The sequence below is a fragment of the Halomicroarcula saliterrae genome, assembly GCF_031624395.1.
GTDB lineage: Archaea > Halobacteriota > Halobacteria > Halobacteriales > Haloarculaceae > Haloarcula > Haloarcula saliterrae.
The window spans coordinates 263,113-275,534 of sequence record NZ_JAMQON010000003.1 but is presented as its reverse complement, the minus strand read 5'-3'; the positions used below and the strand labels follow the sequence as shown (position 1 = coordinate 275,534).

Annotated in this window: 15 protein-coding genes; 6 read left to right on the top strand and 9 right to left on the bottom strand. The window is 65.9% G+C overall.

The genetic code is table 11. The features are described 5' to 3' along the window. Nucleotides 1-46: 46 nt before the first annotated feature. The 3 genes from NDI56_RS12705 to NDI56_RS12695 are packed head-to-tail and all read right to left on the bottom strand — an operon-like array spanning nt 47 to nt 1,981. Nucleotides 47-343 (bottom strand): hypothetical protein, encoded by a 297-nt coding sequence (locus NDI56_RS12705; RefSeq protein ID WP_310919913.1) that lies wholly within the window; start codon nt 341-343, stop codon nt 47-49. Next, complete coding sequence (locus NDI56_RS12700; RefSeq protein ID WP_310919912.1) at nt 343-1,443, bottom strand: DUF373 family protein; 1,101 nt, start codon at nt 1,441-1,443, stop codon at nt 343-345. Before NDI56_RS12700 ends, NDI56_RS12705 begins: the two co-directional genes overlap by 1 nt. A gap of 43 nt (nt 1,444-1,486) precedes the next feature. Beyond that, nucleotides 1,487-1,981, bottom strand: coding sequence for a phosphate-starvation-inducible PsiE family protein (locus NDI56_RS12695; protein ID WP_310919911.1), 495 nt, complete (start codon nt 1,979-1,981; stop codon nt 1,487-1,489). A 153-nt stretch (nt 1,982-2,134) separates the two neighbouring features. Here NDI56_RS12695 and NDI56_RS12690 point away from each other — a divergent pair, with 153 nt between their 5' ends. Continuing rightward, nucleotides 2,135-3,163 carry a radical SAM protein gene (locus NDI56_RS12690; RefSeq protein ID WP_310919910.1) on the top strand — a complete coding sequence of 343 codons (1,029 nt, stop codon included), beginning with the start codon at nt 2,135-2,137 and terminating at the stop codon, nt 3,161-3,163. Between the two features lie 164 nt (nt 3,164-3,327). After that, a complete protein-coding gene (locus NDI56_RS12685) occupies nt 3,328-4,170 on the top strand; it encodes a DUF1109 domain-containing protein (protein WP_310919909.1) in 843 nt (280 codons plus the stop codon). Here NDI56_RS12685 and NDI56_RS12680 read toward each other — a convergent pair. After that, the gene (locus NDI56_RS12680; protein ID WP_310919907.1) at nt 4,167-4,448 is read right to left on the bottom strand and encodes a zinc ribbon domain-containing protein; all 282 of its coding nucleotides are present in this window, start codon (nt 4,446-4,448) and stop codon (nt 4,167-4,169) included. The genes NDI56_RS12685 and NDI56_RS12680 overlap by 4 nt on opposite strands. 39 nt (nt 4,449-4,487) lie before the next feature. Continuing rightward, on the bottom strand, nt 4,488-4,862 hold the full coding sequence (locus tag NDI56_RS12675; protein WP_310919906.1) for a YccF domain-containing protein: 375 nt from the start codon (nt 4,860-4,862) through the stop codon (nt 4,488-4,490). Nucleotides 4,863-5,361: 499 nt separating this feature from the next. Between NDI56_RS12675 and NDI56_RS12670 the strand changes: the two genes are divergently transcribed. Continuing rightward, the gene (locus NDI56_RS12670; RefSeq protein WP_310919905.1) at nt 5,362-5,646 is read left to right on the top strand and encodes an AbrB/MazE/SpoVT family DNA-binding domain-containing protein; all 285 of its coding nucleotides are present in this window, start codon (nt 5,362-5,364) and stop codon (nt 5,644-5,646) included. Further along, on the top strand, nt 5,639-6,106 hold the full coding sequence (locus NDI56_RS12665; protein WP_310919904.1) for a hypothetical protein: 468 nt from the start codon (nt 5,639-5,641) through the stop codon (nt 6,104-6,106). Before NDI56_RS12670 ends, NDI56_RS12665 begins: the two co-directional genes overlap by 8 nt. Nucleotides 6,107-6,276: 170 nt before the next feature. Here NDI56_RS12665 and NDI56_RS12660 read toward each other — a convergent pair whose 3' ends face one another. From NDI56_RS12660 to NDI56_RS12650, 3 genes are all read right to left on the bottom strand, one after another. After that, nucleotides 6,277-7,356 carry an aminopeptidase gene (locus NDI56_RS12660; protein ID WP_310919903.1) on the bottom strand — a complete coding sequence of 360 codons (1,080 nt, stop codon included), beginning with the start codon at nt 7,354-7,356 and terminating at the stop codon, nt 6,277-6,279. Nucleotides 7,357-7,488: 132 nt separating this feature from the next. Next, on the bottom strand, nt 7,489-7,620 hold the full coding sequence (locus NDI56_RS12655; RefSeq protein WP_310919902.1) for a DUF7859 family protein: 132 nt from the start codon (nt 7,618-7,620) through the stop codon (nt 7,489-7,491). Between the two features lie 81 nt (nt 7,621-7,701). Further along, nucleotides 7,702-8,211 carry a metallophosphoesterase gene (locus tag NDI56_RS12650; protein WP_310919901.1) on the bottom strand — a complete coding sequence of 170 codons (510 nt, stop codon included), beginning with the start codon at nt 8,209-8,211 and terminating at the stop codon, nt 7,702-7,704. Nucleotides 8,212-8,277: 66 nt separating this feature from the next. On the opposite strand from NDI56_RS12650, the gene NDI56_RS12645 reads away from it, so the two are divergent. After that, the gene (locus NDI56_RS12645) at nt 8,278-9,270 is read left to right on the top strand and encodes a cation diffusion facilitator family transporter (protein WP_310919900.1); all 993 of its coding nucleotides are present in this window, start codon (nt 8,278-8,280) and stop codon (nt 9,268-9,270) included. A gap of 5 nt (nt 9,271-9,275) precedes the next feature. Here NDI56_RS12645 and NDI56_RS12640 read toward each other — a convergent pair whose 3' ends face one another. Continuing rightward, entirely contained in the window at nt 9,276-10,004 is a 729-nt protein-coding gene (locus tag NDI56_RS12640) for a hypothetical protein (protein ID WP_310919899.1), read from the bottom strand. 158 nt (nt 10,005-10,162) lie between these two features. Between NDI56_RS12640 and NDI56_RS12635 the strand changes: the two genes are divergently transcribed. Next, complete coding sequence (locus tag NDI56_RS12635) at nt 10,163-12,361, top strand: ATP-dependent DNA helicase (protein WP_310919898.1); 2,199 nt, start codon at nt 10,163-10,165, stop codon at nt 12,359-12,361. Nucleotides 12,362-12,422 lie beyond the last annotated feature (61 nt).

The following is a 12,422-nucleotide window of genomic DNA, read 5'->3' as shown; positions in this document are numbered from 1 at the left end:
GGGGCGGAACGGACGAGTCGGCGGGGACGACGAATCTGACGCGGAGCTATCCGTCGAACTCGACATCCTCGTCGGTGGCGTCGGCGGTCGTGATAGCGATGGCGTCGGTCGTCTCGACGGCGTCTAGCCCCTCGATAGCACAGAGGTCCGCGACCCGGTCCTGTGGCACCGAGACGGCGAGGTCGTCGAACTGGAGGCGTCGCTCGACCGTGGCGCCGGCGGTCGCCGCGGCGCTTGCGACGGCCTCGGTGTCGGCGTCGTCGGCCGTCGTCAGTGCGAGCGCGACCGACTCCCCCTCGATGGGGTCGTCGCGAATCGACCGAACGGCACGCGAGACGTACATCACTCCGAGGAGGGACCGCCGGGGCCTTGGTTGTGGCGCTCGGCGCCCGCCAGCCGGGATTCGGCGATGGCGAAGGCGAGCGTGCTCGCCAGCCCGAGCAGCGTGCCGGCGGTGAGAACGATGGCGAGATACTCGAGCGTCCGGCTCCCGAGGAAGAACGCCGAGAGCCCGTGAAGCACGCCGCCGATGGCCAGCACGTAGAAAGGGGCGTTGAGGTAGCGCCACTCGAAGGCGCCGTTGAGGTACTCGTCCGTGACCCGGCCCAGACTGGAGGTGATGCCCGCCGCGGCGAACCACTGGACGGCGCCGTTGACCAGCGCCGCCAACACCTCGACGACCGAGAGCGGCTTCGGCTGGGCCTCGTAAGCCGTGACGCCGCTGACGCCGCCGATGGCCAGCAGGGCGGCGGCGACGACGTAGGTGATGATGGTGATACGCCCGCCGTAGAAGCCGGAGGTCGCACGCGAGACGGCCCGGTCGAGCAGCCGCTCGGCGCCCAGCCCGCGCGCGAGGACGTAGAGCCCCAGCAGACCGGAGATGATACCCAGCGCCGAGCCGGGGTAGCCGAGCGACTCGACGGCGATGGTCATCGGATAGATGAGCAGGAGGATGCCGAGCGGGACGAGTATCGTCCCTCTGGTCTCGGGGTCGTCGAGCACCTGCTTGATGGTGTAGTACATCGATTCGAGGTCCTGTGCCTGCCGGACGACGACCCGTCGGACGCCGTCGATGCGGATGCGCGAGCGGATGACCGGCACCACCGACTCGTCCTGTGCGCCGTCGGTGACGACCAGCGCGCGCACGTCCTCGCTCGCGGCCAGCGAGGCGAGCACCGTGTCGACCTCCTCGCCGACGGCGCGGTTGGCGGCCACGTCGCCGGCGTCGACGCCGGTCACCGCCGCCACTTCGACGGGTTCGTCGTCGATTTCGTCGGCGATGTGGACCCCCTCGAAGAGGACGTTCACGTCCGAGTCCTCGGGGTCGGCACTGGCCAGCGCGACCGCTGCGTCGACGACGTTGTCGCGGCCGACGACGGGCGTCTCGACGTCGGTCTTGCGCCCGAGGTCGTCGTCCAGGTCCACGCACAGCACCAGCAGCATTGGTCGGTCGTATGCCAGCGTGGTTTAACTGTCTTCGGGCGTGTCAGACCGTCCCACTGTCGGTGGCCCGTCGCTCGACGACCAGCAACACCGCGAGCCCGACGATGATGAGGGTGTAGGAGCCGGCGGCCATCAGCGCGGCCTGTTCGTCGGCGTACTCCCCGGTCCGGAAGATGATGGCCTTCCGGACCATGGCGATGACGCCGGTGTAGATGACCAGCCGGACGATTCGGCGCGTCTCGCTCTCCTGGGTGTAGGCGACGACGGTCTGGTACACCTCGACGATGATAAAGAGGAGCAGGGCGGTGTCGATGAAGCCGACGACGACCAGCGGGTCGGTGATGCGGCCGGAGAGGGCGCTCATGAATATCTGGAGCCCGAGGTCGAAGACGCCGATAGCGAACAGCAACACGATGACCAGCGCGGCGACCACCTCGACGTAGCGGATGAGTTCCTCGCTAAGCGCCAGAAGTCGCTCGTCGAGGGTACCGTCCCGCTGGAGCGACCCGCCGACGGGCTCGGACTCCTCGTCGTCCATGCGCCAAGTTGTATCTCTGCTTTCATTAATCCGGTCACTACCGCTGGAGTGGGGCGGCGGGCGATAGAATAGCCCGGTCGGCATGTAGACGCACACCATACCGACCCGGATGCGCACGCTTTTTCCCGCTGGACGCGGTCCTAGCCGTATACGATGATTTCCGAGGGCTGCGAGCAATGTGCCAAAGGCGGCAAGATGGTCATGTTCGTCTACGGCTACTGCGACCAGCGAGACTGCTTCTACTGTCCCCTCGGGGAGAACCGGAAGAACGTCACCCAGATGTACGCCAACGAGCGCCCCATCGAGGACGACCAGGACGTCATCGAGGAGGCAAAGCGCATGAGCGCGCTGGGGACCTCTATCACGGGCGGCGAGCCCCAGGAAGTGCTCGACCGGACCTGCCACTATCTGGAGCTTCTCAAAGACGAGTTCGGCGAGGACCACCACACCCACCTCTACACCGGTATCACCGGCGGCCGCGAGAACATGCGACGGCTCTCGGAAGCGGGCCTGGACGAGATTCGCTTCCACCCGCCACTGGAACTGTGGGGCGAAATGCACGGCACCGAGTGGGAGGAGATTCTCTACATCGCCCGCGAGGAGGGGCTCACTCCCGCCTTCGAGATTCCCGGCATCCGTGCCGAGGAGGAATTCCTCGAGTTCCTCGACGAGGGCGCCGCCGACTTCTGTAACATCAACGAGTTCGAGATGTCCGACGGGAACTACCGCCGGATGCAGGAGGAAGGCTTCGAGCTCAAGGAGGACCACATGAGCGCCGTCGAGGGGAGCCACGACATCCTCGAACAGATGGGCGACCACGAGAAGGTGTACTTCTGTACGAGCGTGTTCAAGGACGCCGCCCAGCACCGCTCCCGGCTCAAGCGGATGGCCCGCAACATCCGTCGGGAGTTCGACGACACCACCGAGGACGGCACGCTCGTCTACGGGAAGGCGTGGGTCAGCGAAGCCCGGCTTCAGGAGCTGGGCGTTCCCGAGGAGTTCTACGCCGTCAAGTCCGACCACGTCGAGCTCGCCTGGTGGCTCCTCGAAGAGATGGTCGAGGAGGGCGACGTGCCCAAAGGGGAAATCGTCGAGCAGTACCCGACCTACGACGGGACCGTGGTAGAGCGGACGCCGCTGTCGGGTGGCAGCGGTGGCAACCGAGCCACAGCCGACGACTGAACGTACGGCGAGCGAAACGCAGTCGCTTGCGACCGCGGATGGCGAACGGGGGAGCTGTGAGCCAGCGAGCCGTTGCGCCGGAATCGAGCGAAGCGAGAGTCGGGCCTTTTTCGCGGCCCCGGCCTTGATATAGCCATATCGCGTGCTCTCGACGTGAGGCCTCCATGCGATTCGCCATCGACAGCGGTAAACTCCTGTACGCGCTCGGCGTGCTGTTCGCGGCGGCGTCGCTGCTGTATTTCTCCCGCGACGTGGTCTTCGATCTCTCGATTACGGTCAAGGCGGCGCTGCTCTGTCTCGCGTTCGTGGCGCTCTTCCTCGCCGGACTCACCGTCCAGCGGGACGTGCTGGACGTGGTGGCCTTCGCGCTGGCCGGGGTCACCTACATCGTCTTCGTGGGCTACGTCGTCTTCCGGTACGACCCCGGCGAAACGGGCACCTTCCTCCTGCTCGCGTTCTCGGCGGCGCTGTTCGTCGCGCTCGGCTACCTGCTGCGCGAGGGGACGCTCACCGTCCCGCGGCGACAGGCCGCCACCGTCGCGGCGGGGCTCCTGCTCGTGAGCGTCGCGCTGGTCGGGCTCGACGCCGTCGGCGGGGACGTGCGCTACGAGCTCTCGACGACGTCGCCGGTCACCGTCGGCCCGGTCGGCGACGGGCCGACGCCGTACAGCCAGCGGGAACACCGGGTCGGGACGCTGACCGCGAGCAACGAGTTCGTCTTCACCCGGGCGCTCTCCCTGCCACGGGTCGAGGGCTGTCTCGCCGGAGTCGGGGCGGGCCCACAGAACGACGTGTACCTGTCCTACGAGTATCCCGGCTACGCCCAGCCAGACACCATCGCCGGCGGGGCGACCCGGACCGTCCCCGTCATCGCCGACCTCCCGATAGACCGTAACCGGACCGAGCCGGTGACCTACACCGTCGAGCGCGGCAGCGACTGCAGCGTCGAGCGGTCCGAGCCGACGCTGCTGGTCTCGCTGGCGAGCGAGAACAGGCGGCTGGACTAAAGCGGCGCGAGACACTGCCGGCAGTAGGCGACGCCGTCGCGATTCCCCGCGCCGCAGTTCGGACAGCTGACCGTCGGCGACTCCGCACTCGGTGTCGGGACGAGCGCCAGACCCGACTCGTCCGACCGTTCGGCGCGCTGGCGGACCCGCTCGACGAGTGCGTCGTCCTGCATCGACTGCAGCCCCCGCCAGAGCGCGAGAAAGAGCAGCGTCGGCGCGACGACGACGAACAGCCCGGCGGCCACCCGGGCGGCGAGTTCGACTTGACCGAGTGCCATAGCGTGGCAAGGGACCGGAGTTACGAGAACCCTTCGCCGCTAGTAGTTGTACAGCGAGACCACGAACGGGAGCTTGTTGTACATCCACACCGCCAGCGGGATGCCGACGATAGTCAGCGTCAGCGCGTAGGCGACGCCGGTCCAGACGCCGCTGGCCCACCAGCCGACGAAGACGAACCACAGCGCCCGCACGGGAATCGAGTACTGCGAGCGGCCGTGGGTCTCGTCGACGTACGTCTCCCGCTTCTTCAGCGAGAGCACGTAGGGGACTTTGTTTATCAGCTTGATACCCAGCGGGATACCGATGATAGTGACGTTTAGCAGCCACGCGACCGAGAGCCAGAGGCCGGTCAGCCACCAGCCGACGAAGACGAACCAGACGGCACGGACGAGAAGCGAGGGTTGGTCGGTCATACGAGCGGTAGGGGCCGTGAGCGAATAAGCGATGCTAGTGGGATTGCCCGCCCGAACTGGCGACGGTGTAGTGCAACTGCAAGCAGGAGCGCTACGGACGGTGGTAGGACAACTCGATGCGGCAGGTCACTCTCCGCGTGACAGCCGAGAGCGAAGACGACGTCGAATCGGTCCTGGAGGCCCGCGAGCTAGACTACCTCACGATTCGAGACGACGGCAAATCGAGCGACGGACGGGACTCGACGCGCGGGTCAGCGTCCAGTACACCGAATCGCGGAGCGGGGACGTTCGGTCGATGCCACAGCCGGCGGAACTCCGAACGGAGCCCCGGTCAGCACAGGCTACCCCTCCGCGGTTCCCTGCGGTAACCGTCGTCGGGCGGCCATGCCGCCCGGCTGCTTAACAGTACTTCGTAACATGGTTTCATTATCTAGGATGGGACTCGAAATCAATGCCGCCGAGCAATACCGTTATACTTTCTCCCACTTTAAGTGGGAATATGGTCAAGGTGGATTCGAAAGGACGAATCGTACTCCCGAAAGAAGTGCGAGAGCGCCTCAATATCACTCCCGGTACAGAAGTGGACATCCACGAAAAAGACGGAAAAGCAGTCGTTGAACCTGAAGACGATCCCGAACAGATCATTGGCCGCATGGATCAACTCATCGCGGAAGCGTCATCCGAGCGAGAGGAGGTGAAACCGCTTGACGAAGGGACTGACCCCATTGCCAAGAAGCACAGAGATGCGATTCGAAGGGGAGCAGAGGAAAACAGCGATGAGTGACGCTGATGGGCCGTATCTTTTCGATGTCGGTGTGATCGCCCTGGCACACACAGCTGCTCCCGTTCGTGATTCTGCCCTCTCGTACGTCCGAGATGCCATCGCTGGTGACATAGATGCCGTTGTTCCGTATCCCGCGCTATTCGGAGCACACACCGTCCTGACGACGTACTACGGCCATTCAAACGCAAACGCCTCCCGTCTGCTCCAGAATTTCATGGACGCGAAGCGAATCCATTGGTACGACGGGATGTCCGAGGACGTAGTTCAGGATGGGCTTTCTCAGGCGAGTGACGCAAACGTTGGTGGGTGGGACGGGTACTATGCGCAGGTAGCGATAGATGAAGGGGTGAATACGGTGTTGACGATTGACGATGACTTTGACCGGTTTGAAGCGTTCGATACCGAGGTCATTCTCTCATCCGACGAATTTAGCGAGCTGAACAGATTTCTTGGAAACTGATTCCAGCCCTCAGACTGGATAAAGAAAACGGATTATCGGCTACTGTTAAGGAGGCCGTAGTTCCGTCTCCGCTCCGGTTCGCGGTTCCTTCCTCCGGTCGGAACCACGCTACTCCTCCACGGGCGCGGAGCGTCCCGTTACGGTACGTGGTCCCTCCGGTCGGAACCACGCTACTCCTCGAAGACGAACGTCCCGTCTTCCTGCACCCGCTCCCCGTCGACCTCGATATACGAGTCCTCGCTCATGTCGACAATCATGTCCACGTGGACCGCGGAGTCGTTCTGCTCGTTCTCCTCGCCGACGGTGTCCTCGTAGGCGCGGCCGACGGCCATGTGGACGGTGTCGCCCATCTTCTCGTCGAACAGCATGTTGTAGGTGAACCGGTCGATGTCGCGGTTCATGCCGATGCCCAGTTCGCCGAGTCGACTGGCGCCCTCGTCGGTCGAGAGCACCTCCGAGAGCAGGTCCTCGTTCTTGCCGGCACTGTGTTCGGTGACTTCACCGCCCTCGAAGCGGAGGGACACGTCGGTAATCTCCCGGCCCTGGTGGTAGAGGGGCTTGTCGAACAGCACGTCGCCCTCGACGCTGTCGGCCACTGGGGCGGTAAAGACCTCGCCGCCCGGGAGGTTCTTCTCGCCGTAGTCGTTGAGCGTCGGGTTGCCGGCGATAGACAGCCGAACGTCGGTGGTGTCGCCGGAGACGATGCGCACCTCGTCGGCCGGGTCTAAGATGTCGACCATCTGGGACTGGTGTTCCCGAACGGCGTCCCAGTCCTTGTTGACGGCGTCCCAGACGAAGTCCTCGTACCCTTCGGTGGACATCCCCGCCAGCTGGGCGTTGGCCGAGGCGGGGTACTGCGTGAGACACCAGGGCTTCGAGAGCCGCTCCGAGAGCAGCGGTTGCATCGCCTGCTGGTAGGCGGCGTTGGTCTCGGGGTCGACGTCGCTGGTCTCGGTGACGTTGGCCGACCCCCGGATGGCGATGTACTTGTCCATGGCCTCGTACAGCGCTTCCGTGTGGCCGGGCGTCTCGAACTCCTCGCGGTTTCGCAGGAACGCGCGCCGGTAGCGCTCGCCCAGCCGGTCCTGAACGACCAGCGGGTTCGCGCCCCGGTCGGCGGCGAGTTCGTGGAGCGCGACGACGAGGTCCTCGGCGACGGGATGAGCGTCGATGACGAGGTCGTCGCCGGCCTCCAGGTCGATGGAGTGGTCGACGATGACGGACGCGTGTTCGCGGATTCGCGGGTCCATACCTATGCGTCCGGCGTGGCGGTCAAACCCTTTTCGCCGCCGGTAGTCGGAACCCGGCGGTGGACACGACTGCACAGCGCCAAGGAGCACTGACTGGCTGTGGACAGTCGTGCTGTGGCGCGACCTGGGCCGCTACTTCTCGCGACCGCCCTGCATGCCCTCTTTGAACCCGAGGATGGTCCGCCGGACCATGAGATACAGGAAGAAAAAGAAGCCGAGCACGACCGCGAGGAGGGCGAGCGTGAGCGGACCGACATCTAACATAGCCGGCGCTTGACGGGCATCGAACATAGAGGTTTCGGGGTGGCCCCCTGGTGCGACTGTGGCGGGAGCGACCGGGCAGCGTCACTGCGGTCGCGTGACCGTCTCGAAGGTCTCGCCCTCGGGCGAGCGCAGGCGAACCCGCAAGGCACCGTCGTCGGTGTCGAGTTCGGCGTGGGCCGGCCGGTAGCGTCGCGGGTCGGCGTAGCTCCCGGGGTTGACGAGCAGGCGGCCGTCCAGCTCGGCGATTTCGGGGCGGTGGGAGTGGCCGACGACGACGATGTCCGCGTCCTCCTGACGGGCCAGCAGCCCCAGCGCGGTCTCGCTGTGTTCGTGGCCGTGAGCGACGAGGAGGCGGTGTCCCGCCCACTCGACGGTCGCGACGGCGGGCAGGCGCGCCCGGAGCCCGGGCGTCTCGTTGTTGCCGGTGACGGCGGTGAGCGCGCTGGCCTCCGCGTCGACGGCGTCGTAGACCGCTTCGGTCGTGAAATCCCCGGCGTGGACGACGTGGTCGGCGTCCCGAACGGCCGCCAGTGTGCGACCGGTCAGTCGGTGGTCGTCGGTGCCGTGCGTATCGGAGATGACGGTGAGCATACTCCCACTGCTCGTTCCAGCTATAAATCCAGAACCGCTTTCATCCCCCCTCGTGAGTGGAGAGTAATGGCAGGCAGCAAATCAGTCGTTATGGCCGCGCTCGTCGCCAACGGAGCCATTGCTATCCTGAAGTTCTTCGGCTTTCTCCTGACCGGGAGCGCAGCGATGCTATCCGAGACGTATCACTCCGTCTCCGATACCGGGAACCAGGTGTTCCTCCTCATCGGCATCCGCTACTCCGGTCGCAACGCCGACCGACAGCACCCCTTCGGGTACGGGAAATCACAGTTCTTCTACAGCTTTCTTGTCTCGGTGTTCCTGTTCGGCATCGCCGGCTGGGAGAGCCTGAAACACGGCTACAGCGAGCTGACGAGCCACGGCGGCCACGGCGGGGGAAGCGGCGGAATCGACTTCCTCTTCATCCAGTACACGCCCCCGGCGTGGCTGGACCCGCTGTGGGTCAACTACACCGTCTTGCTCGGCGCCTTCGCCTTCGAGACGTGGGCGCTCTACAAGGCCCGTGCGGAGATGCAGCGCCAGATGGAGCGCAACGACTGGGGCAGTTACAGAGAGGCGTTCCGCAAGACCAGCGACGTGACCACGCTGACGGCGCTGACCGAGGACACCATCGCGCTGGCGGGTATCGTCATCGCACTCGTGGGTCTCGTCCTCGCACAGATGACCGACAACCCGGTCTACGACCAGCTGTCGGCGGTCCTCATCGGTATCATGTTGATGGGCTTTGCCCTCGCGCTGGCCTGGGAGAACAAGCGGCTCCTGCTGGGCGAGAGCCTGCCGAAAGACGAGGGCAAGCGGCTCCGTGACATCATCGCGGCGAGCGACCACGTCGACTCCATCGTCGACTTCCGGACGGTGTATTTCGGCCCCAACGAGGTCATCGTCTCCGCCGACATCGCCTTTATCGACGGTATCGAGACCGAGGCGATGGACGATATCATCACCGGCATCGAGGAGGAGCTGAAGGCCGCCAACGGCGACATCCGCAAGGTGTACATCGAGCCCGAAGCGATAGTGGAGTCGACCGACGAGTCGGCGTAGCGACGCTACCCGTACAGCCCGATGTCCTCGGCCCACCAGGGAACGGGGACACGCTCCGTGTCGGTGTCGACCGTCATCTCGAAGGCGACGACCGTACCGTCGGGCCGGCGCTCCCAGTGGTCGACCTCTCGGATGATTCCGTCAGCGTCGACGGCGAGCCGTGACTGCACCGCGATGGAGGGGTCCGAGCCCGCCCCCCGGCCCGTGGCGTCGACCGCGACGACGGCGAGGACGCGGTCGTTCCGCCGGATCGTATCGACCCGCTGGTAGCCGCCGTCGAGCAGTACCTGTCGGAGACGGGCCCCACCGGACTGCGAGGGGACGTACGGGACCGCCGCGTCGCTGTCTTCGGTGACATACGCCCGCTCGGGGTCGTCGCTGGCCGCCCGGTACACCGTGCCGTCGGTCAGGATAGCGTCGTCGACGACCGGGCCGAAAGTCCGACGGACGCGGACGACGCCGCGCTCCCGGTCCACCCACACGTCACGCGTGTTCTGTGGCCCCGCCCGCACGACCGTGCGGTGGAAACTCCGGTCGGCAAGCGCCGCGTCGTGGCGAGCGACGACCCGGTCGATGTCGACGCTCCCGTTCTGTCCGGGGAGGTCGACAGCCGACGAGTCCGGGGTCGAGATGGGGACGGGCGTCACCGACTGCTCGTCGGCGCTCGGCCCGAGCCCGAGGCCGCTACAGCCCGCCAGAGCGACGAGCGTGACGACCGCTAGCGTGTGACGCATGGCCTAACGAGGGACTGGGGCGGCAAGTGCCTGCCGGCAGTTCGAGTGCGACCGGTTCGGGGCTTTGGCGGTTCGTACTGTCGGCAGCAATATCAGGCACGTATGATATCGTCGCGAGGGCCGAACCCTTTTGCCCGATAGCGGCCAACTACCCCCCAGTGACGACAGACGACGGCTATCTACGCTTTTTCCCCTTCGAGGAGCCCTACGACCACCAGCGGGAGGCGATGGCCACCATCTACGAGGCGCTCGGTGAGGGCGACGACGTCCTCTTCGAGGGGGCCTGTGGGACGGGGAAGACGCTGGCCTCGCTCGTGCCGGCGCTGGAACACGCCCGCGAGACGGGCAAGACCGTCGTCATCACGACCAACGTCCACCAGCAGATGCGTCAGTTCGTCGAAGACGCCCGCGCCATCACCGAGCAGGAGCGCCTGCGCGCGGTCGTCTTCCGCGGGAAGGGGTCGATGTGTCACATCGACGTGGATTACGAGGAGTGTCAGGCGCTGCGCGACACCACGCGCGAACTGGTCGACGTGGAGACCGACATCGCCCAGCTGGAGGGCCGGGAAGGCGAGCTGCTGGCGGCGGGCCAGGACGGCGACAGCGAGGCGATGGAGGCCAGAAACGCCGTCGTCGAGGAGCTCCGGGACCTGCAGGAGCAACAGGCCGAACTCGAAAGCGAGCGCTCGACGTGTGACCACTACTACCGGAACCTCACCGTCGACACCACCGACTTCTACGCGTGGCTGTACGATGACGTGCGCACCCCCGACGAGGTCTACGAGTACGCCGGCGAGCGGGGGATGTGTGGCTACGAGTTACTCAAGGAGGGGATGGAGGGCGTCGACCTCGTCGTCTGTAACTACCACCACCTGCTCGATTCGACCATCCGCGAGCAGTTCTTCCGCTGGCTGGGTCGGGACCCAGAGGACATCATCGCCGTCTTCGACGAGGCCCACAACGTCGAGTCCGCCGCGCGCGACCACGCCCGCCGGACCCTGACCGAGAACACGCTCGACCAGGCGATAGAGGAGCTCTCCGGCGTCGAGGACGCCCGCGCGGAGAACGCCGCGAACGTGCTGGGAACGTTCCGGGACGCGCTGGTCGAGACCTACGAGGACAGCTTCGGCTTCGGTGACAGAGAGGCGGTCGACGACCACTGGGACGACATCACCATCGCCAACGACGACCGGAAGGACGATCTGACGCTCGCCTTCTTCCGGGCCTACAGCGGGCCGGGCTTTCACGAAGAGGTCGACCACGCGCTGGACCTGGGCCGGGAACTCGACGAGCGCTACGAGGAACAGTTCAAGGACGGCGAGCTTGACACCCGCAAGGAGTGCCAGACGCTGCAGGCCGCGGGCTTTCTCTCGGAGTGGCTCTCCGAGTCCGACGCCGCCGGCCAGTACCCGGTCGTGAGCGTCCGCCGCGACGAGTCCACGAACGAGGTCTACGGCCGCGCGGAGCTGTACACCTGCATCCCCGAGCAGGTGACCCGCGAGCTGTTCGACGACCTCCACGCCGCGGTGTTGATGAGCGCCACCGTCAGGCCGTTCGAGGTGACCGAGGACGTCGTCGGGCTGGACGACCCCGTGACGATGGCCTACGGCGACCAGTTCCCCGAGGAGCGCCGGCGGACCTACGCCGTCTCCGGGCCGGCGCTGTTCTCCAGCGAGCGGGACGACCCCGAGACCCAGCGAACGATAGCGAGGACGCTCGAAGATATCATCCGCTTTACCCCGGGCAACACGCTCGTGTTCTGTCCCTCCTACAGCGAGGCCCAGCGCTACCACGAGATGGTCGCCGTCAGCGGCACCCGGTATCTGGACGAGCCGGGCAAACAGGCCCGTGACTTGCGGGCGGCCTTCACCGACGACGACGGGTCGGTCCTCTTTACCTCGCTGTGGGGGACGCTCGGCGAGGGCGTGAGCTACGACGGCGACGACGCCCGGACGGTGGTGGTACTCGGCGTCCCGTACCCCCATCTCGACGACCGGATGGAGGCGGTGCAGGACGCCTACGAGACCGCCTTCGGGGAGAGCGAGGACGACCAGCGGGCGTCCTCGGACGGCGAGGCCGGCTGGCGCTACGCCGTCGAGATTCCCACCGTCCGGAAGACGCGACAGGCACTGGGTCGCGTGGTCCGCTCGCCGGAGGACTTCGGCGCTCGCATCCTCCTCGATAAGCGTTACACCCAGGCCGCCGAGATGGAGATGCACGACTACGCCGTTCGGGGTCGATTCCCGCCCGAGGAACGCAGGGAGATGGTCGACATCGGCCCCGAGAAGCTGAAGTTCGCCCTGCTGAACTTCTATCAGGATATGGACGCCTACGACGGACCGCCGCCGAAGCCGTGAGCGGTGCAGACTGCGCCGAAGCCGTGAGCGTGTTCGCGCCGCGGTGGCCACGCGTCTCGCC

Coding starts and splice junctions, on each gene's coding strand:
- NDI56_RS12670 (WP_310919905.1), top strand. CDS start 5,362: ATGGTCAAGGTGGATTCGAAAGGACGAATCGTACTCCCGAAAGAAGTG.
- NDI56_RS12685 (WP_310919909.1), top strand. CDS start 3,328: ATGCGATTCGCCATCGACAGCGGTAAACTCCTGTACGCGCTCGGCGTG.
- NDI56_RS12690 (WP_310919910.1), top strand. CDS start 2,135: ATGATTTCCGAGGGCTGCGAGCAATGTGCCAAAGGCGGCAAGATGGTC.
- NDI56_RS12680 (WP_310919907.1), bottom strand. CDS start 4,448: ATGGCACTCGGTCAAGTCGAACTCGCCGCCCGGGTGGCCGCCGGGCTG.
- NDI56_RS12675 (WP_310919906.1), bottom strand. CDS start 4,862: ATGACCGACCAACCCTCGCTTCTCGTCCGTGCCGTCTGGTTCGTCTTC.
- NDI56_RS12640 (WP_310919899.1), bottom strand. CDS start 10,004: ATGCGTCACACGCTAGCGGTCGTCACGCTCGTCGCTCTGGCGGGCTGT.
- NDI56_RS12700 (WP_310919912.1), bottom strand. CDS start 1,443: ATGCTGCTGGTGCTGTGCGTGGACCTGGACGACGACCTCGGGCGCAAG.
- NDI56_RS12655 (WP_310919902.1), bottom strand. CDS start 7,620: ATGTTAGATGTCGGTCCGCTCACGCTCGCCCTCCTCGCGGTCGTGCTC.
- NDI56_RS12695 (WP_310919911.1), bottom strand. CDS start 1,981: ATGGACGACGAGGAGTCCGAGCCCGTCGGCGGGTCGCTCCAGCGGGAC.
- NDI56_RS12705 (WP_310919913.1), bottom strand. CDS start 343: ATGTACGTCTCGCGTGCCGTTCGGTCGATTCGCGACGACCCCATCGAG.
- NDI56_RS12650 (WP_310919901.1), bottom strand. CDS start 8,211: ATGCTCACCGTCATCTCCGATACGCACGGCACCGACGACCACCGACTG.
- NDI56_RS12660 (WP_310919903.1), bottom strand. CDS start 7,356: ATGGACCCGCGAATCCGCGAACACGCGTCCGTCATCGTCGACCACTCC.
- NDI56_RS12665 (WP_310919904.1), top strand. CDS start 5,639: ATGAGTGACGCTGATGGGCCGTATCTTTTCGATGTCGGTGTGATCGCC.
- NDI56_RS12645 (WP_310919900.1), top strand. CDS start 8,278: ATGGCAGGCAGCAAATCAGTCGTTATGGCCGCGCTCGTCGCCAACGGA.